The sequence below is a fragment of the Polynucleobacter sp. UK-Kesae-W10 genome, assembly GCF_018881575.1.
GTDB lineage: Bacteria > Pseudomonadota > Gammaproteobacteria > Burkholderiales > Burkholderiaceae > Polynucleobacter.
In genome coordinates, this window is the sequence record NZ_JACVQB010000001.1 from 756,059 (window position 1) to 778,261 (window position 22,203).

Annotated in this window: 23 protein-coding genes; 15 read left to right on the forward strand and 8 right to left on the reverse strand. The window is 46.5% G+C overall.

The annotated features are described in order from the left end of the window. Positions 1 to 74 precede the first annotated feature (74 nt). Positions 75 to 2,471, forward strand: coding sequence for a phosphoenolpyruvate synthase (gene ppsA, locus ICN24_RS03970; RefSeq protein WP_216221477.1), 2,397 nt, complete (start codon positions 75 to 77; stop codon positions 2,469 to 2,471). 48 nt (positions 2,472 to 2,519) lie between these two features. On the opposite strand, the gene ICN24_RS03975 is transcribed toward ppsA, so the two are convergent. Further along, positions 2,520 to 3,437: a LysR family transcriptional regulator gene (locus ICN24_RS03975; RefSeq protein WP_216221478.1), complete on the reverse strand. Its 918-nt coding sequence runs from the start codon at positions 3,435 to 3,437 to the stop codon at positions 2,520 to 2,522. Between the two features lie 121 nt (positions 3,438 to 3,558). On the opposite strand from ICN24_RS03975, the gene ICN24_RS03980 reads away from it, so the two are divergent. The 3 genes from ICN24_RS03980 to ICN24_RS03990 are packed head-to-tail and all read left to right on the forward strand — an operon-like array spanning position 3,559 to position 6,114. Further along, on the forward strand, positions 3,559 to 4,752 hold the full coding sequence (locus ICN24_RS03980) for a CaiB/BaiF CoA-transferase family protein (RefSeq protein ID WP_216221479.1): 1,194 nt from the start codon (positions 3,559 to 3,561) through the stop codon (positions 4,750 to 4,752). 16 nt (positions 4,753 to 4,768) lie between these two features. Next, complete coding sequence (locus ICN24_RS03985; protein ID WP_216221480.1) at positions 4,769 to 5,695, forward strand: hydroxymethylglutaryl-CoA lyase; 927 nt, start codon at positions 4,769 to 4,771, stop codon at positions 5,693 to 5,695. A gap of 20 nt (positions 5,696 to 5,715) precedes the next feature. After that, positions 5,716 to 6,114, forward strand: coding sequence for a VOC family protein (locus tag ICN24_RS03990; protein ID WP_216221481.1), 399 nt, complete (start codon positions 5,716 to 5,718; stop codon positions 6,112 to 6,114). Position 6,115: 1 nt separating this feature from the next. Here the strand turns inward: ICN24_RS03990 and ICN24_RS03995 are convergent, their stop codons facing one another. From ICN24_RS03995 to smpB, 5 genes are all read right to left on the reverse strand, one after another. Beyond that, on the reverse strand, positions 6,116 to 7,000 hold the full coding sequence (locus ICN24_RS03995; RefSeq protein ID WP_216221482.1) for a peptidase: 885 nt from the start codon (positions 6,998 to 7,000) through the stop codon (positions 6,116 to 6,118). A gap of 61 nt (positions 7,001 to 7,061) precedes the next feature. Further along, positions 7,062 to 7,859, reverse strand: a complete 798-nt coding sequence (locus ICN24_RS04000; RefSeq protein ID WP_216221489.1) for a transglutaminase family protein — start codon at positions 7,857 to 7,859, stop codon at positions 7,062 to 7,064. A 17-nt stretch (positions 7,860 to 7,876) separates the two neighbouring features. After that, positions 7,877 to 8,854, reverse strand: coding sequence for an alpha-E domain-containing protein (locus ICN24_RS04005; protein ID WP_216221491.1), 978 nt, complete (start codon positions 8,852 to 8,854; stop codon positions 7,877 to 7,879). Between the two features lie 13 nt (positions 8,855 to 8,867). Continuing rightward, on the reverse strand, positions 8,868 to 10,280 hold the full coding sequence (locus ICN24_RS04010) for a circularly permuted type 2 ATP-grasp protein (protein ID WP_216222224.1): 1,413 nt from the start codon (positions 10,278 to 10,280) through the stop codon (positions 8,868 to 8,870). Between the two features lie 109 nt (positions 10,281 to 10,389). Then, on the reverse strand, positions 10,390 to 10,842 hold the full coding sequence (gene smpB / locus ICN24_RS04015) for an SsrA-binding protein SmpB (protein ID WP_114638281.1): 453 nt from the start codon (positions 10,840 to 10,842) through the stop codon (positions 10,390 to 10,392). A 25-nt stretch (positions 10,843 to 10,867) separates the two neighbouring features. Between smpB and ICN24_RS04020 the strand changes: the two genes are divergently transcribed. From ICN24_RS04020 to guaA, 4 genes are read left to right on the forward strand one after another with little or no spacing between them, the layout of a single operon-like run. Beyond that, positions 10,868 to 11,299 carry a type II toxin-antitoxin system RatA family toxin gene (locus ICN24_RS04020; RefSeq protein ID WP_216221493.1) on the forward strand — a complete coding sequence of 144 codons (432 nt, stop codon included), beginning with the start codon at positions 10,868 to 10,870 and terminating at the stop codon, positions 11,297 to 11,299. Then, the gene (locus ICN24_RS04025; protein WP_216221496.1) at positions 11,292 to 11,642 is read left to right on the forward strand and encodes an RnfH family protein; all 351 of its coding nucleotides are present in this window, start codon (positions 11,292 to 11,294) and stop codon (positions 11,640 to 11,642) included. The genes ICN24_RS04020 and ICN24_RS04025 overlap by 8 nt, the downstream gene beginning before the upstream one ends. Before the next feature lie 26 nt (positions 11,643 to 11,668). Beyond that, positions 11,669 to 13,132 carry an IMP dehydrogenase gene (guaB, locus tag ICN24_RS04030; protein WP_216221498.1) on the forward strand — a complete coding sequence of 488 codons (1,464 nt, stop codon included), beginning with the start codon at positions 11,669 to 11,671 and terminating at the stop codon, positions 13,130 to 13,132. Positions 13,133 to 13,169: 37 nt separating this feature from the next. After that, positions 13,170 to 14,777 carry a glutamine-hydrolyzing GMP synthase gene (gene guaA / locus ICN24_RS04035; RefSeq protein WP_216221499.1) on the forward strand — a complete coding sequence of 536 codons (1,608 nt, stop codon included), beginning with the start codon at positions 13,170 to 13,172 and terminating at the stop codon, positions 14,775 to 14,777. 162 nt (positions 14,778 to 14,939) lie between these two features. Here the strand turns inward: guaA and ICN24_RS04040 are convergent, their stop codons facing one another. Then, positions 14,940 to 16,241 (reverse strand): MBL fold metallo-hydrolase, encoded by a 1,302-nt coding sequence (locus tag ICN24_RS04040; protein WP_216221501.1) that lies wholly within the window; start codon positions 16,239 to 16,241, stop codon positions 14,940 to 14,942. 280 nt (positions 16,242 to 16,521) lie between these two features. Between ICN24_RS04040 and ICN24_RS04045 the strand changes: the two genes are divergently transcribed. From ICN24_RS04045 to ICN24_RS04075, 7 genes are read left to right on the forward strand one after another with little or no spacing between them, the layout of a single operon-like run. Continuing rightward, entirely contained in the window at positions 16,522 to 17,322 is an 801-nt protein-coding gene (locus ICN24_RS04045; RefSeq protein WP_216221503.1) for a ferritin-like domain-containing protein, read from the forward strand. A gap of 24 nt (positions 17,323 to 17,346) precedes the next feature. Continuing rightward, entirely contained in the window at positions 17,347 to 18,045 is a 699-nt protein-coding gene (locus ICN24_RS04050) for a hypothetical protein (RefSeq protein ID WP_216221506.1), read from the forward strand. Next, positions 18,021 to 18,746, forward strand: coding sequence for a hypothetical protein (locus tag ICN24_RS04055; protein ID WP_216221508.1), 726 nt, complete (start codon positions 18,021 to 18,023; stop codon positions 18,744 to 18,746). Before ICN24_RS04050 ends, ICN24_RS04055 begins: the two co-directional genes overlap by 25 nt. Positions 18,747 to 18,774: 28 nt before the next feature. Further along, on the forward strand, positions 18,775 to 19,428 hold the full coding sequence (queE, locus tag ICN24_RS04060; protein WP_216221510.1) for a 7-carboxy-7-deazaguanine synthase: 654 nt from the start codon (positions 18,775 to 18,777) through the stop codon (positions 19,426 to 19,428). A 33-nt stretch (positions 19,429 to 19,461) separates the two neighbouring features. After that, positions 19,462 to 19,926, forward strand: coding sequence for a 6-carboxytetrahydropterin synthase QueD (gene queD, locus ICN24_RS04065; protein ID WP_216221512.1), 465 nt, complete (start codon positions 19,462 to 19,464; stop codon positions 19,924 to 19,926). Further along, a complete protein-coding gene (gene tadA, locus ICN24_RS04070; protein WP_216221514.1) occupies positions 19,927 to 20,385 on the forward strand; it encodes a tRNA adenosine(34) deaminase TadA in 459 nt (152 codons plus the stop codon). It abuts the gene before it with no gap. Then, entirely contained in the window at positions 20,382 to 21,323 is a 942-nt protein-coding gene (locus tag ICN24_RS04075) for an LD-carboxypeptidase (RefSeq protein WP_216221516.1), read from the forward strand. Before tadA ends, ICN24_RS04075 begins: the two co-directional genes overlap by 4 nt. 10 nt (positions 21,324 to 21,333) lie before the next feature. On the opposite strand, the gene ICN24_RS04080 is transcribed toward ICN24_RS04075, so the two are convergent. Continuing rightward, the gene (locus ICN24_RS04080; protein WP_216221517.1) at positions 21,334 to 22,200 is read right to left on the reverse strand and encodes a 23S rRNA (adenine(2030)-N(6))-methyltransferase RlmJ; all 867 of its coding nucleotides are present in this window, start codon (positions 22,198 to 22,200) and stop codon (positions 21,334 to 21,336) included. Between the last annotated feature and the right edge of the window lie 3 nt (positions 22,201 to 22,203).

Here is a 22,203-nt window from a genome sequence, read left to right on the forward strand (position 1 = left end):
AATAGAATCATATTAAAGTATGCCGCATTTTGGGCGGCCGCTAGACCAGTTTTCCTATCCTTTGAGAGTATTTTATGTCCAACCAACAGCAACAAAATAGCAGTGTGGCAGATGCCTATGTATTGCCTTTTGAACAACTCCGCATGACCGATGTTGAGTCAGTCGGCGGAAAGAACGCTTCTTTGGGAGAGATGATTTCTCAATTGGCTTCTACCGGTGTTCGAGTGCCAACCGGTTTTGCAACCACCGCATTAGCCTTTCGTGATTTCCTAAAGCACAATAATCTGACTGAGCGCATTCAACAGCGTTTAGAAGGTTTAAATATTGATGATGTTCGGGCATTGGCTCAGGCTGGTGCAGAGATTCGTCAATGGATCGAAACAGCGCCATTTCAACCTAAGTTGGAAGAAGAAATTCGCAAAGCATTTGCAGTGCTAGATGATTCTGGCAAAGGTTCGTTTGCTGTGCGCTCATCTGCTACGGCTGAAGATTTACCAGACGCCTCTTTTGCTGGTCAGCAAGAGACCTTTTTGAACGTTGAAGGCATTGAGGATGTTCTAAAGAAGATCCGTGAAGTATTTGCCTCGCTTTATAACGATCGTGCGATCTCGTATCGTGTTCACAAGGGCTTTGCCCATGCCGAAGTGGCCTTATCTGCCGGTATTCAGCGCATGGTGCGCTCAGATCTGGGCGCCGCTGGCGTGATGTTTACCTTGGATACCGAATCCGGTTTTGAGGATGTTGTGTTTATTACTTCAAGCTATGGCTTGGGTGAAACCGTGGTTCAGGGCGCTGTTAATCCAGATGAGTTTTATGTATTCAAGACAACATTGGCTAAAGATAAAAAGGCGATCATTCGTCGCTCTTTAGGTTCCAAGTTGATTCAGATGCAGTTTGCACCGAAGGGATCTGCTGAGAAAGTGCAAACGGTGGATGTGGCTCCAGAAAAGCGCAATCGCTTTTCTTTGGAAGATGCCGACATTACAGAATTAGCAAAGTATGCCGTGATCATTGAGAAGCACTACGGACGTCCAATGGATATCGAGTGGGGTAAAGATGGTCAAGATGGCCGTATCTATATCTTGCAAGCTCGTCCAGAGACTGTGAAGAGCCAATCTGCTGGTCAAGTAGAAATGCGCTACAAGCTCAAGGGCAGCTCTAAGGTATTGGCCAAAGGCCGTGCGATTGGTCAAAAGATTGGTGCTGGTCCCGTACGTATTATTCGTGACCCTAGTGAGATGGATCGCGTGCAGCCGGGCGATGTGCTGGTAGCCGATATGACTGACCCGAACTGGGAGCCGGTAATGAAGCGCGCCTCTGCCATCGTGACCAATCGTGGTGGACGTACTTGCCATGCGGCGATTATTGCCCGTGAATTAGGCGTTCCAGCAGTAGTGGGTTGTGGTGATGCGACTGAGCAATTGCAAGACGGCATGATGGTCACGGTTTCTTGTGCTGAAGGTGATGAAGGCCATATTTATGATGGCTTGATTGAGACTGAAGTGACTGAAGTTTCTCGTGGTGTATTGCCAGAGATCCCAGTGAAGATCACCATGAATATTGGTAATCCTCAATTGGCATTTGATTTCTGCCAGATTCCGAATGCCGGTGTTGGTTTAGCCCGTCTCGAGTTCATCATCAACAACTATATTGGTGTTCATCCCCGCGCAGTTTTGGAGTACCCAAATATTGATCCTGATCTTAAGCGTGCCGTGGAAAGTGTGGCTCGTGGTTATGCAAGCCCACGTCAATTCTATGAAGACAAGTTGGTAGAGGGTGTTGCAACCATTGCAGCGGCTTTCTATCCAAAGCCTGTCATTGTTCGCCTCTCTGACTTTAAATCCAACGAGTACAAGAAACTCATTGGTGGTTCACGTTATGAGCCAGATGAAGAAAACCCAATGTTAGGCTTCCGTGGCGCATCACGTTATGTGTCTGAGGATTTTGGTGAGGCCTTTGCTCTTGAATGCGCAGCAATGAAGCGGGTGCGTGAAGAAATGGGCTTAGACAACGTTGAGATCATGGTTCCGTTTGTGCGTACGATCAAGCAAGCAGAGCGCGTGATTAATATGATGGAAAAATTCGGCCTTAAGCGTGGTGTCAATGGTTTGCGCTTGATCATGATGTGCGAGATTCCATCCAATGCGATCTTGGCTGATCAGTTCCTTGAGTACTTCGATGGCTTCTCTATCGGTTCTAACGACATGACCCAGCTCACTTTGGGTCTGGATCGTGACTCTGGCATGGAATTGCTTGCCATTGATTTTGATGAGCGTGATCCAGCAGTGGAATTCATGATTGCTCGCTCGATTGAGGCTTGCCGCAAGCAAAACAAGTATGTGGGCATTTGCGGTCAAGGCCCTTCTGATCACCCTGACTTTGCGCGTTGGTTAGTAGAGAAAGGTATTACTTCGATCTCACTCAATCCAGATAGCGTAGTAGAGACTTGGGAAATGTTGGGTAAGAAGTAATCTCAAAGCAATCTGCAGTAAAACAATAAAGCGCAATTCATTTGCGCTTTATTGTTTTGTAGACTCGTGAATGAGGTGTGCGCTTAACAAGGCAGTGGCTGGAGAGGGGTTCGTGTTTGCTTTGGTGGCTAGGATGAGTTTGCGTTGTGCCCATGAATCGGTTAGTCGAATAAATCCCAGATCCATCGCCTTCAGCTGGGCAGCGCAGGCTTGCAGTGGTAGAACCCCAATGCCCAGATTAACCCCAATCATTTGGCACATGGCATCATAACTTCTCACTTGAATACGAAGCCGCATTTGCTTTTCTAATCTTTCGGCTGATCGCGAGGTGAGCTCCAGTAATGAGCTGCCGCGATTAAGGCCGACAATATCGTAATCTAGACACTCATCAAAAGAAATCTTTTTTCTTGTCGCAAGCGGGTGGGATTTACTGCAGGCGATGACCAGTTCATCTTTGCCGATGACTCTGGTATCTAAGCCAGCAGTAGGTGTTCCTTCTGCGAAGATGCCAATATCGGCGATACCATCTAACAAAGATTTAACGATATCTCCGCTGAGTTGTTCTTCAATCTCGACTTGAATTTCTGGGTGAGCTTTCAAAAAGCTGGCCAAGGACGATGGCAAAAATTCTGTTAGTGCAGACATATTCGCCCAAAGACGAACGTGCCCTTTGATACCGGTAGCGTATTCACTTAACTCATCACTAAATTGTTCAAAGCCTTGAAAAAGGCGTAGGGCGTGTTGCATGACTGCATGACCTGCATGTGTGAGGGTGACGCCTTTTGCTGAGCGCTCAAGCAGGGTAATGCCAACGGTTTCTTCTAATTCGGAAATCCTTCTGCTGGCAGCCGAGAGGGCGAGATTACATTGGGTAGCGCCTTTCGTAATACTCCCGGATTGGGCTGTGGCGCAAAATAGCTTGAGGGTGACAAAGTCGATCCTGGCTGGGTTAATTTGTGGTTTCATGAGCTTATTCTAGCCAAGCCTTCGCAAAATGAGAAGGCTACCCCACGGGAAAGCAATTTACAGGCCTTTATGAGCCCTTTATTTTCTTGGTATTGCAATTTGAGAAGTCTAGGAAAGTCTTATGGAGCCATTATCCGGATTAAAGGTGATTGAAATGGGGCAGCTGATTGCTGGTCCATTCGCTGCCAAAACATTGGCTGATTTTGGGGCCGATGTTGTCAAAATTGAACCGCCTAAAGTCGGTGATGCTTTGCGTAAATGGCGTTTACTGAAAGATGGCACTTCTATTTGGTGGCAAGTGCAATCACGCAATAAGCGCTCGCTCTCTTTAGACTTGCGACAGGTTGAAGCGCAGGACATCGTACGCACACTCGCCAAAGAAGCCGACATTCTGATTGAAAATTTTCGTCCCGGTACTTTGGAGGGATGGGGGCTTGACCCGAATGAGCTACTCAAAATTAATCCACGTTTAATTGTGCTGCGTATTAGCGGCTATGGACAGACAGGCCCCTATCGAGATAAACCGGGATTTGGCGTTGTTGCCGAAGCCATGGGCGGTTTACGTCATTTGACTGCTGAACCAGGAAGAGTGCCGGTGCGAGTGGGAGTTAGCATTGGCGATACCTTGGCATCGTTACATGGCGTCATTGGAATTTTGCTGGCGTTACAAGAGCGTCATCAAAGCGGTAAGGGTCAGGTTATTGATATTGCCTTGTATGAGGCGGTATTTAATTGCATGGAGAGCTTATTGCCGGAGTACAGTGCATTTGGAGAGGTAAGGCAGGCCGCTGGCAGCGCTTTGCCTGGCATTGCTCCTACGAACGCGTATCTTTGTGCCGATGGAGGCTATGTGTTGGTTGCCGGTAATGGCGATAGCATCTTTAAGCGTCTCATGAAGTTAATCGGCAGGGATGATTTGGGTAATGACCCAGAGCTAGAAAATAATGATGGACGCGTCAAGCGAGTAGTGGAGCTTGATCAAGCCATTGGTACTTGGGCGAAGGATCTCACTGCCGACCAAGCTTTAGAGGCTTTAGATTCAGTGGCGGTACCGGCTGGCAGAATTTATACCGTAGCCGATATTGCGAAGGATCCGCATTACAAAGCAAGAGGCAATATCGAAACGATTCAAATGCGAGATGGCACTAGCGTAGAGGTTCCTGGAGTATTTCCAAAGCTATCCCGCACACCTGGCTCCATCAAAACATTAGCTCCGGACATTGGACAAAATACGGAAGAAATATTACGCAGTATCGGCTTAAATGAATCACAGGTAGCCTCCTTAAAAGAACGCGGCATTGCCTTCACTAAATAAGTAAGCAAAGATAAAAATGACCAGAATTTATTTCAATGATGTAGTGACCAGAGATGGTTTTCAGATTGAGCCCAACTTTATTCCAACTGCCGATAAGGTGCGTCTGATTGATGAAATGAGTCAATGTGGCTTTGCCAAAATTGAAGTCACCTCATTTACCTCGCCTAAGGCTATTCCGATGCTGCGTGACGCCGAAGAGGTGATGGGAAAGATTCAACGGTTTCCAGGAGTTGAATACACCGTATTGGTGCCTAATCTTAGGGGTGCAGAACGCGCGCTGGAGTCTCGTGCTGATGAGTTCAATTTGGTGATGTCTACATCTGAAACGCACAATCTAGCGAACTTGCGAATGACCCGTGAAAAAAGCTTTGCAGGCTTGGCGGAGGTGATTCAGTTCGTGGATGGCAAAACGCCGATCAATGTATCGCTGTCAACCAGTTTTGGCTGCCCTATGGAGGGTGATGTGCCTCAAACAGTCGTTGAGGAATTTGCTAAGCGTTTTGCGGATTTAGGGGTAAGGGGCATAACCATTTGCGATACCACTGGCATGGCTAATCCAGCTCAAGTCAGTGCCATGTCTGAATCCTTGCAAAAATTATTTCCCCATCTTCAGCTCACAATGCATTTTCACAACACGAGGGGAATGGGTTTAGCCAATGTATTGGCAGCAGTTCAATCAGGCATCACGCGTTTCGATGGCTCTCTGGGTGGTTTGGGGGGTTGTCCGTATGCACCAGGAGCTAGCGGCAATATTTCTAGCGAAGATGCCATTCACATGCTCGATGCAATGGGTTACAACACCGGTATCGATATACCTAAATTACTCATCTTGGCTCGTGAGTTGCCGACCATCGTTGGGCATACGGTACCGGGGCAAGTGGCCAAGGCAGGGCGCTCCTGTGACTTGCACCCAGCACCCGAATATGTGGCTGACTTGCGTTAATTCACCTACTTGGAGCGCTCATGATTGATCACCTAGACCATCTTGTTTTAACGACTGCCAATGAAGCTGCTTGCGTTGATTTTTATACTCGCGTACTGGGGATGAATTTAGAGTCATTTATTGGCGGCACGCCGCCGGTTGAGCGCAAGGCATTTAAGTTTGGTAATCAAAAAATCAATTTGCACATCAAGGGTAAGGAATTTGAGCCCAAGGCAAATATTCCTACCCCTGGTTCTTTAGACTTATGCTTTATTGCGGACTGCCCGCTCACCGAAGTCATTGCGAAACTAGAGAAGGCAGCCTGGCCCATTATTGAAGGGCCAGTCATGCGCACGGGTGCGACTGCAAAAATTCATTCAGTCTATGTGCGTGATCCTGATTTCAATTTAATTGAGATCAGTGAAATTTGCCGCAGCTGACTTAGGCTTTTCTGACGACCTTCTTCTTAGAGCCAGCAGTCTTTTTTGCGGCTGGCTTTGACTTGGTCGCCGGAGTCGCTTTGGGTTTTGGAGGCTGACGGTGAATCGGCACAGGACCCATCTTTTTGGCTGGTGCAGAGATTGCGCTCGATTTATGGGCGCCGCTCCAGCTAGGTTCTGAAATGGAATTAAAAGCAGCGCGCAGTTTTTCGCCCCAAAGCTGGTGAATCATCTGGAAATAAGGGTTGGATTCATCCATGGTGACGAGCTTGCTGGCTGTAAGTGAGTTCTTTTCATAAACGAGCAAATCCAAGGGAAGACCAACCGAGATATTGCTGTTCAGGGTAGAGTCCATCGAAATCAATGCGCATTTGGTTGCTAGATTTAATGGTGTGACGTAGTTCAGTACGCGATCCAAGATGGGTTTGCCATATTTAGATTCACCAATTTGGAAATAGCAAGTTTCAGGAGTTGCTTCGATGAAGTTCCCGGCTGAATAAATATTAAATAGCCTTGGACGCTCATCCTTTACTTGCCCACCAAAAATCAAATTGCAATTGAAATCGATTCCGGCTTTCTCAAGCGCTTTGTTATCGCGATCGAAGACTTGCTTAATGGCATCACCAACAACTACCGCAGCATCATGGGCGTTATCAACAGTCCACAGATTTTTGCCATTCAAAAGCTGACCTTGTAACAGGATTTCTTTAACGGCTTGAGTAATTGCCAAGTTACCCGCACTCATGAGGGTGAAAAAACGATCTTGATCCTTTTGAAACAAGGTCATTTTTCTAAAGGTGCCTATCTGGTCTACCCCAGCATTTGTTCTGGTGTCTGATAAGAATACGAGACCGTCTTTAAGGCAAATTCCAACGCAATAAGTCATTCCAAAGATCCTTGGTTATATTTCAGGAGAATTATCTCCTAATAGCCGAAATATAGAGAAATTAAGCCAATTGTTGGATCGCAATACTGGCGCTGAGCTCTTCTCCGCCGCCGCCAGAGCGCACCCCTTTGACGGGTGCTGCGGAATAGTAATCGCGGCCAATGGCCAAGCGAATATGGCGTGCATCAATGAGGCAAGCATGCGTGATATCCACACTTACCCAGGTGCCTTTTTCTATGTCGCTGCAAAAATCAATCCAGGCATGGCTCGCTAGATTAGGAGATTCTTCTGCAAAGAAATAGCCGCTGACGTACCTAGCGGGAATATTGGAAGCACGGCAAAGACTGAGCATAATGTGCGCATGGTCTTGGCAGACGCCAGATTTCATGGCAAACGACTGGGCCGCAGTCGTTGCAAAGTTGGTTTGACCAGGGGAGTACACAATTAAACCTTGCACTGCTTCAGCGAGTTTTAGTACTTGATCTACTGAATTTTTCTTTGGAATGCTATAAGAAAAATATTCCAACATTTCATCGGTAGGCTCAGTCAGATTGGTTTGTTGCAAAAGATAGTAGGGTGAAACTGCTTTGGCATCATCAGAAAACTCAAATGCGTCATGAGTTTGCACCTCGCCCTCAGCCTCAATCATCATCGAGGTGTAAGGAGTCTCTTGAACAAATACACTGCAGTTATTGCCAAATGCGTCAATTGAGCTTGACGCCTTAATGGGTGTGCTAATTTTCCATTTATCAATTTGCTGCCCAGCAGTACTGGGCGGGGTCAAGCGCAACTCCTGGATGGAGTAGCGGACCGGTGTTTCATAACGGTATTCAGTGCGATGGCGGATCTTCAGATGCATATATTTTTCGTAATACTTTAGGCTACTGCCAGTGGAATGAGATAAGCGCTACTGAACTCATCGGCAATGTGATTGATCCGTTCTAAAAAGGCTTCAATAAATTCTTCTAAGCCCTGTTCAAACACTTCATCAATGTCGGAATAGTCTAAGCTCGCTTTGAGTTTTCCAAGTAGGCGCTCAATTTCTTTAGATTGCTGATTCTTCACTTCAGAGATGAGTGGGATGAGTTCATTTACACAGCACACTAAAGAGCGTGGCATTTGCTTATTGAAAATCAAGAGCTGCGCAACCTGTTTTGGTGTTACCTGATCTGAATAAATTTGGCGGTAAATCTCAAAGGCGGAAACGGAGCGCAGCAGGGCGGCCCAGTGATAGAAGTCAAAGAACTCACCATCGGTGCCTTCTTCGGAAGATTTATGAGCGCCCAGCACTTTGAGTGCAGCCTGATCTTCATACTTCGTTTCTAAAATTCGGGCGGTGTTATCGGCGCGCTCTAGGAGAGTGCCTACATTGATGAAGTAGAAAGCCTCATTCTTAAGCATCGTGCCGTAGAGAACGCCTCTAAAAAGGTGGCAACGGTGCTTTACCCACTCCAGAAGTCTGCTGGGATCAGCTTGATGTCGTGCTTCTAAAATGCGTTGCAGTTCAAGCCAGGTCGTATTTTGGGTTTCCCATACTTCTGAAGTAATTTTGCCGCGAATGACCCGGGCGTTTTCGCGGGCAGCAAACAGACAAGAAACAATGCTGGAAGGATTGCTGGTTTCATAAATCATGAAATCCAAGACATTCTCGCGATTAATCACATCATATTTACTGAGAAACGCATCCTCTAGCTTAGAAATGGTTAATAACTTTTTCCAGCTCTGTTCCAGGAACTCCGCAGGCTGTGGCAGGAGTGAGGTTTGGTGGTTGACATCGAGCATGCGGGCAGTATTTTCTGCACGCTCGGTATAGCGAGCCATCCAATATAAGCAATCAGCGGTACGACTTAACATATTTACTCTTCCCTTATTCCTCTAATACCCAGGTATCTTTAGTGCCGCCACCTTGGGAGGAGTTCACGACTAAAGAACCTTCTTTAAGGGCAACCCTAGTTAGGCCACCTGGAACCATCTTGATGGTTTTTCCTGAGAGCACAAAGGGGCGTAAATCAATATGTCTTGGGGCAACACCAGACTCCACAAATGTTGGGCATGTAGAGAGTGCAAGGGTTGGTTGCGCAATGTACTTATCAGGATTGGCAACTAGATGTGTGCGGAACTCTTCAATCTCTGCTTTCGTAGAAGCGGGGCCGACCAACATGCCATAACCGCCAGCGCCATGAGTAAGCTTTACTACCAGCTTCTCTAAGTTGGCTAATGTGTATGCCAAATCATCGGGCTTACGACATTGGAAGGTGGGCACATTATTGAGAATCGGCTTTTCACCGAGATAAAACTCGATCATCTCTGGAACATATGGATAGATGGATTTGTCATCTGCAATGCCCGTTCCAATGGCATTGGCTAAGGTCACATTACCAGCACGATGCGCAGATAAAAGTCCGGCTACTCCGAGGGTCGAATCAGAGCGAAACGCCAATGGATCCAAGAAGTCATCATCAACACGACGATAGATCACATCTACTCGCTCAGGTCCTTGGGTGGTTCGCATAAATACTTGTTCATTTTTGACAAACAAATCCTTGCCCTCAACCAATTCCACACCCATTTGTTGTGCTAGATAGCTATGCTCAAAGTAAGCGGAGTTATACATGCCTGGAGTGAGCACAACAACGTTAGGTTTCTTGACATCATCTGGCTTAACAGACTTGAGGCATTCTAGTAATAAGTCTGGGTAGTGTTCAACCGGAGCAATACGATATTTCTGAAAGAGATCGGGAAAGAGTCGCATCATCATCTTGCGATCTTCCACCATGTATGACACGCCAGATGGAACCCGTAGGTTATCTTCTAGTACATAGAATTCACCTTCGCCGGCGCGCACAATATCAATACCGGCAATTTGCGCATAGATATCGCGCGGCACACTCACATTACGCATCTCAGGACGATATTGCGCATTGTTATAAATTTGTTCAGCAGGGACAATGCCTGCTTTGATAATTTCTTCATCGTGATACACGTCATAGATGAAGCGATTGAGCGCTTTTACGCGTTGACGTAAGCCAGCCTCCAGTTGCTCCCATTCTTTGGCGGTAAAAATGCGTGGTACCTGATCGAAGGGAATAGTCCGCTCGGATCCCAGGTCGTCACCATAGACTGCGAAGGTGATGCCCACGCGTCTAAAGATGAGGTCCGCTTCAGCGCGCTTCAGTCCCATGAGGGTGTCGCTCTGTTGCTTTAACCAGTTATGAAAAATTTGGTAGTGGGGTCGCGCCTTACCTGAGGCGTCGAGCATTTCGTCAAAAGGCAATTTCATACTCATCAAACTAATGCCTTTAAGAAGACTGCTTGGAGTGATTTGAAGCAGCTTGGTGCTGCAATGCACCATAATAGTGCATAAATACTGAACTTAGGCTTTTTACGCCTCAGGCGTTCAAATCGCCTCTCGCGATTCTGCCTTTTTGGACCTCCCACTCACGTTCCTTAGTGGCAGCGCGTTTATCGTGTTGCTTCTTGCCGCGGGCCAAGCCAATTTCGCACTTCACATTTCCTTTGGAAAAGTGCAAATTTAAGGGAACCAGGGTGTAGCCTTTTTGCTCTACTTTGCCAATTAACTTGCGGATTTCAATGGCATTGAGAAGGAGCTTGCGCGTGCGGGTGCTATCGGGGACGATATGAGTGGAGGCTGAAAGTAGGGGGGTGATATGGCAGCCGATGAGAAAAAGCTCCGCCTTGCGTATGACTACATACGCTTCTTTGATGTGCACGCGACCAGCACGAATGGCTTTTACTTCCCAGCCCTCCAGCACTAATCCGGCCTCAAAACGCTCCTCGATAAAATAATCAAAGAAGGCTTTTTTGTTATCGACGATACTCATATTTATTTAGCTTCCAAGATCGATTATGGCAGACGTCTACAAGACCGTTTTAATTGGCCAATCAGCCGACCGCATGTATGGTTTGGTGACTGATGTAGCGCGCTACCCTGAGTTTTTGCCTTGGTGTGGTGGGGTAGAAATATTTGAGCAGACCGAAACCGTCCTAGACGCCAAAATTAATATCAGCTTTAAGGGCATTAATCAGTACTTTCATACGCGTAACGTGAACCATCGCCCAGAGACTATTGATATGGTTTTTGTGGATGGCCCGTTTAAGCACTTCTCTGGCCAGTGGAACTTCATTCCCTTGCGTGAGGATGCTTGCAAGGTCGAATTTAAACTCCATTGGGAATTCAAGAGCGTCATTTTGGACAAGATTATTGGTCCTGTCTTCGGCCATATTGCCGGTACCTTTGTAGATTGTTTTGTAAAGCGTGCTGAAGAGTTGTATGGCTGATCCAACTTTGGATATTTGGATCTGCGATGCGCGGCAGAGTGAGCCGGTGCTCAGGCCTTTTCAGCTGAGCGTTGCCCCTGGTGAACAGTCTACTGTTGGTTTAGCCATCGTGAGGGCGGGTCTGGCCTCTGGTCAGGATGATCCCGTTTTGGCTAGAAAGGGCTGTTTTGGCGTCTTTGGCAAACGTAAAGATTGGGATAGCCCGATTTATCAAGGTGACCGGCTAGAGCTCTATGCACCGCTCTTGATAGACCCAAAGGCGGTTAGGCGTAAAAAGGCCAATCAGAACCTGGATGCCAAATTCCAGGCTGCCGCAGCCAAAAGGAAGGCTAGGAGGCTATAATCTGTTTTTGCGACTAGGGGTTTTGCATGCGACTCATTCAAAAAGCACTCACTTTTGACGATGTGCTCCTCGTACCGGCCTATTCATCGGTACTCCCTCGAGATGCCAGCTTGGCAAGTAAGTTAACTCGAGATATTTCTCTCAATACACCGTTGGTGTCCGCTGCCATGGATACCGTCACCGAAGGCCGCTTGGCGATTGCAATGGCCAGTGAAGGTGGTATTGGTATTGTTCATAAAAACTTGAAACCCGCCGAGCAAGCTCGTGAAGTGGCCAAGGTTAAACGTTACGAATCTGGTGTCTTACGTGATCCGATCACAATTGGTCCGGATGTGACATTGCGTCAAGTGATTCAACTTTCTCGTGAACATGGTTTTTCGGGTTTCCCAGTTCTCACTGGTAAAGAAGTCGTTGGCATTATCACCAACCGCGATTTACGCTTTGAAGAAGATTTGGATGCACCAGTCAAAACCAAGATGACTCCTCGTGAGCGTTTAGTAACCGTTAAAGAAGGCTGCTCATTGGATGAAGCTAAACGCTTGATGAGTCAGCATCGTTTAGAGCGCGTGCTTGTGGTGAACGACAAGTTTGAACTGCGCGGTTTAATTACTGTGAAAGATATCTTGAAGGCTACCGAGCATCCGAATGCTTGTAAAGACAGCGAAGGCAAGTTGCGTGTTGGTGCCGCGGTTGGAGTGGGTCCAGATAATGATGAGCGTATTGAGCTCTTGGTCCGCGCTGGTGTTGACGTCATTGTGGTTGATACAGCCCACGGCCACAGCCAGGGTGTTTTAGATCGTGTGAAATGGGTGAAGAAGAACTACCCACAAGTTCAAGTGATTGGCGGCAATATTGCGACAGGCGATGCAGCAAAAGCATTGGCTGATCACGGTGCTGATGGCGTAAAAGTGGGTATTGGTCCCGGATCAATTTGTACAACCCGTATTGTTGCCGGTGTTGGCGTTCCGCAAATTAGCGCTATTGTCAATGTAGCGACTGCACTTAAAGGTACAGGCATTCCCTTAATTGCGGATGGTGGCGTACGTTACTCAGGTGACGTAGCTAAAGCGTTAGCAGCCGGTGCAAGTTCGGTCATGATGGGCGGTATGTTTGCTGGTACTGAAGAAGCCCCTGGCGAAGTATTTCTCTATCAAGGACGTTCTTATAAGAGCTATCGTGGCATGGGTTCTTTGGGCGCGATGGCTGATGGTTCTGCCGATCGTTATTTCCAAAGCGACATCGTTGCCAATGCTGAAAAGCTGGTACCAGAGGGTATTGAAGGTCAAGTACCTTACAAAGGCAGCGTACTTGCGATCTTGCATCAACTGACTGGCGGCATTCGTTCTTCTATGGGATACCTGGGCTGTAAAACGATTGCAGAGTTGCATGAAAAAGCCAATTTTGTGGAAATCACTTCAGCAGGCGTACGCGAGTCGCACGTTCACGATGTGAAGATCACCAAGGAAGCGCCAAATTACCACATTGATTAACAACTAAATAAAAGCTGAAATTAAGGCTGCTCTTTTCGTGCACGACAAAATACTGATTCTCGACTTTGGTTCACAAGTAACTCAACTCATTGCAAGACGTGTACGTGATGCACGCGTGTATTCAGAGATCCATCCCTACGATTGCGATCCTGAATTCATTCGCAAATTTATTCAAGAGCAGGGCGGCAAAGGCATTATTCTTTCTGGTGGGCCTAGCTCGGTCACAGAAGATGGTAGTCCGCGTGCACCGCAAATCGTTTTTGAACTTGGCGTGCCGGTTCTCGGTATTTGTTATGGCATGCAAACCATGGCAACCCAATTGGGTGGTGCGGTTGCATCTGCCGAGTCCTTAGGTAAGGCGCGTGAGTTTGGTTATTCAGAGGTGCGTGCACACGGTCATACAAATTTACTCAAAGGCATTCAAGATTTTTCTACAAGCGAGGGTCATGGCATCCTGAAGGTGTGGATGAGTCACGGCGATTCAGTAACAGCAATGCCACCATCCTTTAAGTTGATGGCTTCAACCGAATCCTGTCCTATTGCTGGTATGGCAGATGAAGAGCGCCGCTTCTATGCATTCCAATTTCATCCTGAAGTTACCCATACCATCCAAGGCACTGCGGTTATTGAGCGCTTTGTGCATGGCATCTGTCAGTGCAAGCCCGATTGGGTGATGGGCGACTACATCGCTGAAGCTGTTGAAAATATTCGTAAGCAAGCAGGTGATGAAGAAGTCATTCTTGGCTTATCTGGCGGCGTGGATTCTAGCGTAGCTGCTGCCTTAATTCATCGCGCGATTGGCGATCAATTAACTTGCGTGTTTGTAGACCATGGATTATTGCGCCTCAATGAAGGTGACATGGTGATGGAGATGTTTGCGCGTAACCTAGGTGTTAAGGTGATCCGTGTAGACGCTGCAGCCACTTTCATGGGTAAGCTGGCAGGCGTTGCTGATCCTGAAGCGAAGCGCAAGATCATTGGTAAAGAATTTGTAGAGATTTTCCAGACAGAGTCAGGAAAAATCAAGAATGCTAAATGGTTGGCACAAGGCACTATTTATCCAGACGTGATTGAGTCTGCTGGTAAGGGTAAGAAGGGCGCGCATACCATTAAGAGTCACCATAACGTAGGTGGCCTGCCTGAGGATATGCATCTGAAGTTGCTTGAGCCATTGCGTGAGCTGTTTAAAGATGAAGTGCGTGAGCTTGGTGTTGCGCTAGGTTTACCTCGTGAAATGGTTTATCGCCATCCATTCCCAGGGCCGGGCTTAGGTGTGCGCATCTTAGGTGAAGTGAAGGCAGAGTTCGCAAGCTTGTTGCAGCGTGCTGATGCTATCTTTATTGAAGAGCTGCGTAATACGATTGATCAGGCGAGCCAGAAGTCCTGGTATGACCTTACCAGTCAAGCGTTCGCCGTTTTTCTTCCGGTAAAGTCCGTTGGTGTGATGGGTGATGGTAGAACGTATGAATACGTGGTTGCTCTAAGAGCCGTGCAAACCCAAGACTTTATGACTGCACATTGGGCGCACTTACCGCATGAGTTATTGGGTAGGGTATCGAATCGCATCATCAATGAGGTGCGCGGCATTAATCGGGTTGTCTACGATATCAGTGGAAAACCGCCAGCAACGATCGAGTGGGAGTAGAAAATCTTACGTAAGCTATTGATTTATATAGATTTTGTAGTTACACAAAACAGACGTACTCCCAACTAAGTTGTTGATTTGGTTGGGCTTTGGCATTAAAGTTCACAACGCTATATTGAATCGCGTCTAGCTATGTTTAAAGCGGCAGTTGAGTTGGTTTGATTAGATGTGAAAGAACTGAAGTCCTGTGTGTAAATCAGGCTCATATTTGTTTGGTGAACGATTTAAGCTGACGTGCGCACCTATTTCTGCGTTATTCCAGTGCGATTTTCTATCTAGAATATTTCTTAGCAATCGTTCATCAAGTTTACATTCCAGCTTGTCCCCAACTTCTTCGTCCATTTGTAAATGTTTGAATGTTGGATATATTGAATATCTTTCGCCGAACACATCCAATACAACATTGAATGTTGATGATACTCCAAATCTTCCCATTCTTTCTTTCATACCTTTCGCTGCTTTTTCAATGTCAGCAATTAGTTGTTCTTTGTTTGGCGTAGGCTCAAGTTGGTGAGGATATTTTATTTTCGATAAATCATCTTTTATGTAGCGCCTCATTTCCTCTAAGTTTATGGGCTCATACTTTTTGTCAGCAACCCCATATTCAATATCAAGCGTATCATTTTCACGAAGCAAAATAACTTTAGTGGGTTCAATGTTTTTTGTTTCGAGCCATTTCGCACACTCATCCCAAGTGGTTGTCCCCAAATATTTATTTTTGTAATGTAAATCTCCTCCAAGAACATAAGCCCCTGCGAAAGGTAGCATATATTTTGGCTTCATTGCGTCAATAATACTTTTTACGTGATTAAAGTTTCGTTCAAGCACCCTATCATTTTCAGCAATTTTTTCTTCTTCTGTTAGGTTATCAAAACAGCTTGGATATGGACCTGCTGCGTTGTAGTTAAGCATAGCAAGTGTTATTGGTCCATATTTTTCGCGTAGCATACTTGCTGATTCTATTGTTGGTGTATTGTCGTTAGCATTGATGGCCGATACACCGTCACAGGAAATAAGTAAAGCTGAATCAATAAGATTTCCAATGGTTGCGTCGTGAAAGTTGTGCTTGGCAAACGGCGAAAACATAGTCAACTTAAACTCTCTGAAGTTTATGGTTTCTTCATTTTTTATTTTTATTAGATTTTTGTAACCAAGCGCCGTTAGTTTTTTTATCAAAAAGTTTGGACCGTGGTCTAAAACGATTAGAGGCATTGACTTTTCAAAGTCAAAGTTTCGTTCGTCAAAGTGGTCTGGATGTAAGTGAGAAATATATATTGCGTCAACATTTTTAACATCGTTGATTGTTGTCTTTAGTTTCGGAAAGTGGCACCAGCTTCCGTCAAATACACCATCAACCAACCAGGGGTCACATAATATTTGAGTGCCATTCTTGCCGATAAATATTCCGCAAGCATTTGCTATGAACTTAAAGGAAAGTTTGTGTTTGTCTAGAGTCATTGACATCATCTTCAGTGTGTAGTGCTTCATTTTACGTGTGCGTCGTAGCTGCGTAAAGTGCTTTTTCTTTTTGTAGCGCAACGTTTAACCATAAGCGTGTAAAATCCAACAAACACAATGGGTTACGCAAAGGTATGTTGCTACTAGAACGAGCAAAAAAGTCACGAAAAACTTACGCACAGAAAATTTGGCGTGCTGAAAGCCGCTTAAATTCTGGGTTTTTTACCAGAGTAACTATTGAGTGGGAGTAGGCGTTTTAATAACGTACTAATCCCATTTTGCGCAAATGATCGAGTTACGCCAAACTGCTCTCGAAATCCTGTTGATGACAGATGCGCAAATTAAGGTAAATCGAGTTCATCAATTATTCGATACTTATCAACAGAACCAAATTTCATTGAACTCTGATGTGCGGTTGGAATGCTTGGATTCGAATCTACCGGGTAGACCACCAAAACCGGAATTAATTCCCCCCTTACAAGTGCCCAAACGACGGATGGATACGGTTGAGGGTAGAGTCTCTTTGTTGCATTCTTTGGCGCATATTGAATTTAATGCGATTAACCTTGCCTTAGATGCTATTTGGCGCTTCCAAGGTATGCCTGACCAATACTATGGGGATTGGCTTCGAGTTGCAAAAGAAGAGGCCTATCACTTTACTTTGGTAAATGAATATATCGAGTCTCTAGGCTTTGCTTATGGCGACTTTCCAGCGCACAACAGCCTTTGGGAGATGGTAGAAAGAACCAGTGATGCAGTGATTGCCAGAATGGCATTGGTTCCTAGGACGATGGAGGCAAGAGGCCTGGATGCGGTACCGTCGATTCGGGATCGCTTTAAGCAAATCAAAGAAGTGCGTGCAGTGGAGATACTGGAAATTATTTTGCGCGATGAGGTTGGGCATGTTGCGATTGGCAATCATTGGTTTAACTATCTATGCAATCAAACCAATGTCTCTCCAATAAGCACCTATCGAGAGTTGGCTCAACAATATTCCGCTCCACGTTTGCGGGGGCCATTTAATATAGAAGCGCGTAGGCGAGCAGGTTTCACCGATGAAGAGCTCAGCTTGCTCGAGGCAACATAGACATTAATCTTTTAAGGGGGTTTTATGAATTTATCGCGTCGCACCTTTATTGCATCTGCTGCTTTAATGCCGGTTGCATGTGGCATCCCTCTGTCTTATGAAAAAGGCGTTTCTGTTCCGGCCCCAAGCCCATTGCCAACGGTAAGGCCTCCCCAAGTAGGTCAGGAATGGTCCTATATCAAGAAAGATGTTTTCAATGGAAAGACATTGGGCATCATTACTGAAAGGGTTGCGAATATAGGCTCTAGTATTACGATCGCCCGAACCGAAGATGGCAATATGCTGCCAAACGAAGTTCAATCTTCATGGGGGTATGTCAGTGTGGATTCGCAATGGCCGAAGGTGATGCACTTTAGTCCAGCTCTCCCGCTTTGGCCCCTCGAGCTCTCCAGCTCTTGGAGTAAGCAATTTAATACCAAGTACACCATTGCTGGCTATCCGGATGGCAGGCTGAATTGGCAAGAATATATGAGTGCCCAGGGGTGGGAAAAGATTACCGTTCCAGCAGGGGAGTTCGTGACTTTGCGCTTTAGCAACCTCATCAACTATGAGAGTGAAGATGCCAACAAAATTGCTTGCATGCACAAAGAGACTATTTGGTTTGCTCCGCAAATCGGACGCTGGGTTGCTCGCGAGACCTCAGGGTCTTATGAGATTCAAGCGGATGGTGGCGCAACGATTTCTGAGGGTAGTTTTCAATGGCAATTAACTTCATACAAGTAATGCGTAGGGGCTTGCTAGCCCTCTTATTGCCATTGGGCTTGGCGGCCTGTATTGCTACGCAACCTTACCCACAAGGGGAGTTGGTTGCTCCACCGCATCCAACCCCTCCGATTCGTGCGCCTAAGGTAGGGCAAGAATGGGTCTATCAAATTCGAAACGTCTTTAATCAAGAGCTAGTTGATACGGTTACAGAGAGAGTTGTCTCAGTGGGGCGTGAAGTGCGCATCGCTCGGTCTGGAGCAAAAGCAGGGCAGCTGCCAGATGAGATTCAATCGCCCTGGGGATTTGCTTTGCAAGATCCTCACTGGAATCCCCCGCAACAGTTTCAGCAGGCAATGCCCCTATGGCCTGAGCAATTAACACCAGGATGGAATCGTTTTTATCAAACACGTTATGAGGTAGTGGGTTACCCCTCAAATAATTACTACTGGGCGCTGAACATTAGTGCTAATGATTGGGAGCGGGTGCAGGTACCAGCTGGTCAATTTTTGACCCTCAAATTTCATAATCAAATGCCTTATTTTGAGAGTAATGACCTATTCAGAATCGGCAATATACGCGATGAAGATGTCTGGTTTGCCCCAGAAATTGGACGCTGGGCGGTTCGAAGGGGTATGGGGCGATACATCACTGACGGGGTTTGGTGGGCAAATGCCTATTGGGAAGATTATTGGCAGTGGGAGTTGATCTCCTGGAAGTAGTCAAAGCGCTTAAAATGGGCGCATTGTTATGTATACCGTAAAAGAACTATTTCCAACGCTTCAAGGTGAGGGCGCGCACGCAGGGCGTGCTGCTGTTTTTTGTCGCTTTGCTGGCTGCAACTTGTGGAGCGGGCGCGAAGAAGATCGCGAAACGGCTATCTGCCAATTTTGCGATACCGATTTTGTGGGGAGCGATGGGGTAGGCGGCGGCAAATTTTTAACGGCCGAAGAACTTGCTAGTGCAATTGAGAGTGCATGGAGAAGTACCTTAGCTGGACCGCAGCAGCGCTACGTCGTGTTTACTGGTGGAGAGCCCCTGTTGCAATTGGATGAACCGCTCATCGGAGCCCTGCATCAAAAAGGTTTTGAAGTAGCGATTGAGACCAACGGTACTATCAAAGTGCCTAAAGGGGTTGATTGGGTTTGCGTAAGTCCGAAAGCCGGTTCAGAGTTGATCGTATTACAGGCACATGAATTAAAGCTCGTTGTGCCACAAGCAGGTCATGCTTCCCTGGAGTCTTTAATGGCACGATTTGAAAAAATGGATTATCGCAATCGCTTCTTGCAACCGATGGATGGCGCTAATCTCAAAAGCAATACTGAGCTTGCGGTAAGTCTGTGTCAAAAGCGCCCATTATGGAGATTGAGTATTCAATCTCACAAGCTAATTGGAATTCGTTAAAAGGGCTAAGCCCGCTTCTGAGTAAATGATTGAATGACTATTAAACAACCCAATATCTCGATTACACGCCGACTGGAGTTTGACTCAGGTCACCGCATTCCAAATCATGATGGGCAGTGCCGGCATTTGCATGGCCATCGTTATGCCATTGAAGTTACTTTGACTGGTGAGGTCGCAGACCACCCTGGTAAAGCCGATGACGGTATGGTCTTGGATTTTGGCGACATTAAGCGTTTAACGAATCAATACGTGGTGGAGCCCTGGGACCATGCATTTTTGGTGGCTAAAGAAGATGCTGGTTTAGTAGCATTTTTAGGTAGTCTGCCAAATCACAAGACAGTCATCATGGAGCACGTTCCTACTGTTGAAAATCTTGCAAATGCTGCATTCGCAATTTTGCAGCCTGTATTTAGTAAGGCATTTGGCGGGCGTTTGGAGCTATCCGCTATTCGCCTATACGAAACCCCCAACTGCTGGGCTGACGTTCATCATTCCTAAATGAGTCAAGCAGAACTTGATCAGCAATTTATGCAGCAGGCAATCGAGCAGGCACAGTTAGCCGCTCTTGCTGGAGAAGTTCCCGTGGGTGCAGTATTGGTTCGCGATGGCCAAGTCATCGCGAAGGCTTTTAATAAACCCATTACTAATCATGATCCCAGTGCACATGCTGAAATGCTTGCCTTAAGGGATGCAGCCCAATCTGAAAAAAACTATCGCTTGCCGGGTAGTACCTTATATGTCACCTTAGAGCCCTGCGCGATGTGCTCTGGCGCAATTTTGCATGCCCGGGTTGAGCGGGTTGTCTATGGTGCTAAGGACCCCAAAACCGGTGCAGCTGGAAGTGTTTTGGATGTATTCTCTGAAAAACAAATCAATCATCAAACCAGTATTGAGGGTGGCATGATGGGTGAGGCCTGTGGGCAGCTGCTCCGCAGTTTCTTTAAGGAACGACGTTGAAATCGATTCATTTAATTGCTCCCTCAGGCGCTAGTCCTGATGAAAAAAGTCCTTTAGCCGCAATAGAGTGGCTTAAAAGCCAGGGCATCACCATTCATAATCCGGAATGCGTACAGAGAGTGCACCAGCGCTTTGCAGGAACTGATAGCCAACGTTTGACCGAGTTAAATCAATTGGCCGCTCTAAGCTCTAATCAATTGGTGATGGCAATGCGGGGTGGCTACGGCATTCATCGACTACTCCCCAATATTGAATGGGACAACATTGCGAAAGCAGTCGCGCAGGGATTGCAGATTTGCGGCCATAGCGACTTCACAGCGTTTGAATTGGCTTTACTTGCCAAGACCGGGGCGGTAACGTTGTCCGGCCCTATGCTCAATTACGATTTTGGAAAAATGGATGATGGGGTTCTGAGCGCTCCTGATGCATTTATGTGGAAGCATTTCTTAAACGCAGTTCAAGAACGCAAATTAGAGTGCCAAATTACTGCGCCCCAAGATTTTTTAGGGGGAGTGCCTAGCGGCTCTGCTCATGGCATGCTCTGGGGCGGAAACCTCACGGTAGTTGCAGGGTTAATTGGCACTCCTTATCTTCCCTCGCTGGAGCAAACGCAGGGCGGTATTTTATTTTTAGAGGATGTAAACGAACATCCTTATCGTCTGGAGAGGATGTTGATTCAATTGTTAGATGCATGCATCTTAACTAATCAAGCTGCAATATTGTTGGGTGGATTTTCTGCCTATCGTTTGTACGACAACGATAATGGCTATGCATTGGATCATGCAGTTCAAGCCATTCGTGAGCGTCTACCAAAATCGATTCCCATCCTGACAGACCTTCCTTTTGGCCATCAAGCCAATAAGCTCACCTTACCAGTGGGTGCTCAGGCTAACCTGGAATATAGTCCGGCAGGATTTCATCTGCGCGCAGCTTGGTAAGCGAAAAGTCTTAAGCTTCGAACGCTTTAAGTAAAAATTGGGCGCCATTGCCGATACCTAGGACTCTAGTAAGGGTCGGTAGGGCATCAGCCAGATGCTTCTCAAGAGTCCATGGGGGATTGATAATCAACATCCCACTAGTCTGAAGTCGACGCTCGCCTGGAGCATTTTCTACACGTAACTCAGCATGCAGCCAAGAGCGCTGATGGGTTGCTGCAATTTTCTTCATCCTATCAGGCAGTGCTGCTGACTCTCTTCTGGAGAGAATGGGGTACCAAATCGCATAACAACCCGTTGCAAAACGCTGTAATGCTTCTTCGATGGCGGTTTCAAGATGTCGATAATCTTGTTTGTCTTCGTAAGAAGGGTCGATTAATACGAGACCTCTTCTGCTGGGAGGCGGCAATAGCCCTTTGAGTCTTGAGAAACTATCTTCAGCATAAATATCAATTTGCTTTGACTGTTTTAGTTCGCCGATGTTGTGACGCAGGATGTCTATTTCTTTGGGGTGAAGTTCAAACAGTTTTAAGCGATCCTGGGGCCGTAAAAGTCGGGCTAGGATAAAGGGTGATCCTGGGTAGGTATCGATTGCATCCGAGGAATTTTCAGTCTGAATGCATTCTAGATATTTCTGAATACTCTCTGGGAGGGTATTGGACTTTGCATAGGCAAGTAGGCGAAAGATGCCGCCCTCAGCCTCCTTGCTAACCGCAGCAAAACCATCTTTTAGGCTATAAATTCCAGCTCCAGCATGGGTATCGACAATGGTGAGCGCACCGGGCTTTTCTTGGAGGTAGTCAACAAGATGAATCAGAGTGAGGTGCTTGAGGATGTCAGCATGACTGCCAGCATGAAAAGCATGTCGATAGCTAAACATAGA

Excerpts from the sequence above, each read along its gene's own strand:
- ppsA (WP_216221477.1), top strand. The coding sequence starts at position 75 with ATGTCCAACCAACAGCAACAAAATAGCAGTGTGGCAGATGCCTATGTA.
- ICN24_RS03975 (WP_216221478.1), bottom strand. The coding sequence starts at position 3,437 with ATGAAACCACAAATTAACCCAGCCAGGATCGACTTTGTCACCCTCAAG.
- ICN24_RS03980 (WP_216221479.1), top strand. The coding sequence starts at position 3,559 with ATGGAGCCATTATCCGGATTAAAGGTGATTGAAATGGGGCAGCTGATT.
- ICN24_RS03985 (WP_216221480.1), top strand. The coding sequence starts at position 4,769 with ATGACCAGAATTTATTTCAATGATGTAGTGACCAGAGATGGTTTTCAG.
- ICN24_RS03990 (WP_216221481.1), top strand. The coding sequence starts at position 5,716 with ATGATTGATCACCTAGACCATCTTGTTTTAACGACTGCCAATGAAGCT.
- ICN24_RS03995 (WP_216221482.1), bottom strand. The coding sequence starts at position 7,000 with ATGACTTATTGCGTTGGAATTTGCCTTAAAGACGGTCTCGTATTCTTA.
- ICN24_RS04000 (WP_216221489.1), bottom strand. The coding sequence starts at position 7,859 with ATGCATCTGAAGATCCGCCATCGCACTGAATACCGTTATGAAACACCG.
- ICN24_RS04005 (WP_216221491.1), bottom strand. The coding sequence starts at position 8,854 with ATGTTAAGTCGTACCGCTGATTGCTTATATTGGATGGCTCGCTATACC.
- ICN24_RS04010 (WP_216222224.1), bottom strand. The coding sequence starts at position 10,280 with ATGAAATTGCCTTTTGACGAAATGCTCGACGCCTCAGGTAAGGCGCGA.
- smpB (WP_114638281.1), bottom strand. The coding sequence starts at position 10,842 with ATGAGTATCGTCGATAACAAAAAAGCCTTCTTTGATTATTTTATCGAG.
- ICN24_RS04020 (WP_216221493.1), top strand. The coding sequence starts at position 10,868 with ATGGCAGACGTCTACAAGACCGTTTTAATTGGCCAATCAGCCGACCGC.
- ICN24_RS04025 (WP_216221496.1), top strand. The coding sequence starts at position 11,292 with ATGGCTGATCCAACTTTGGATATTTGGATCTGCGATGCGCGGCAGAGT.
- guaB (WP_216221498.1), top strand. The coding sequence starts at position 11,669 with ATGCGACTCATTCAAAAAGCACTCACTTTTGACGATGTGCTCCTCGTA.
- ICN24_RS04040 (WP_216221501.1), bottom strand. The coding sequence starts at position 16,241 with ATGTCAATGACTCTAGACAAACACAAACTTTCCTTTAAGTTCATAGCA.
- ICN24_RS04045 (WP_216221503.1), top strand. The coding sequence starts at position 16,522 with ATGATCGAGTTACGCCAAACTGCTCTCGAAATCCTGTTGATGACAGAT.
- ICN24_RS04050 (WP_216221506.1), top strand. The coding sequence starts at position 17,347 with ATGAATTTATCGCGTCGCACCTTTATTGCATCTGCTGCTTTAATGCCG.
- ICN24_RS04055 (WP_216221508.1), top strand. The coding sequence starts at position 18,021 with ATGGCAATTAACTTCATACAAGTAATGCGTAGGGGCTTGCTAGCCCTC.
- queE (WP_216221510.1), top strand. The coding sequence starts at position 18,775 with ATGTATACCGTAAAAGAACTATTTCCAACGCTTCAAGGTGAGGGCGCG.
- queD (WP_216221512.1), top strand. The coding sequence starts at position 19,462 with ATGACTATTAAACAACCCAATATCTCGATTACACGCCGACTGGAGTTT.
- tadA (WP_216221514.1), top strand. The coding sequence starts at position 19,927 with ATGAGTCAAGCAGAACTTGATCAGCAATTTATGCAGCAGGCAATCGAG.
- ICN24_RS04080 (WP_216221517.1), bottom strand. The coding sequence starts at position 22,200 with ATGTTTAGCTATCGACATGCTTTTCATGCTGGCAGTCATGCTGACATC.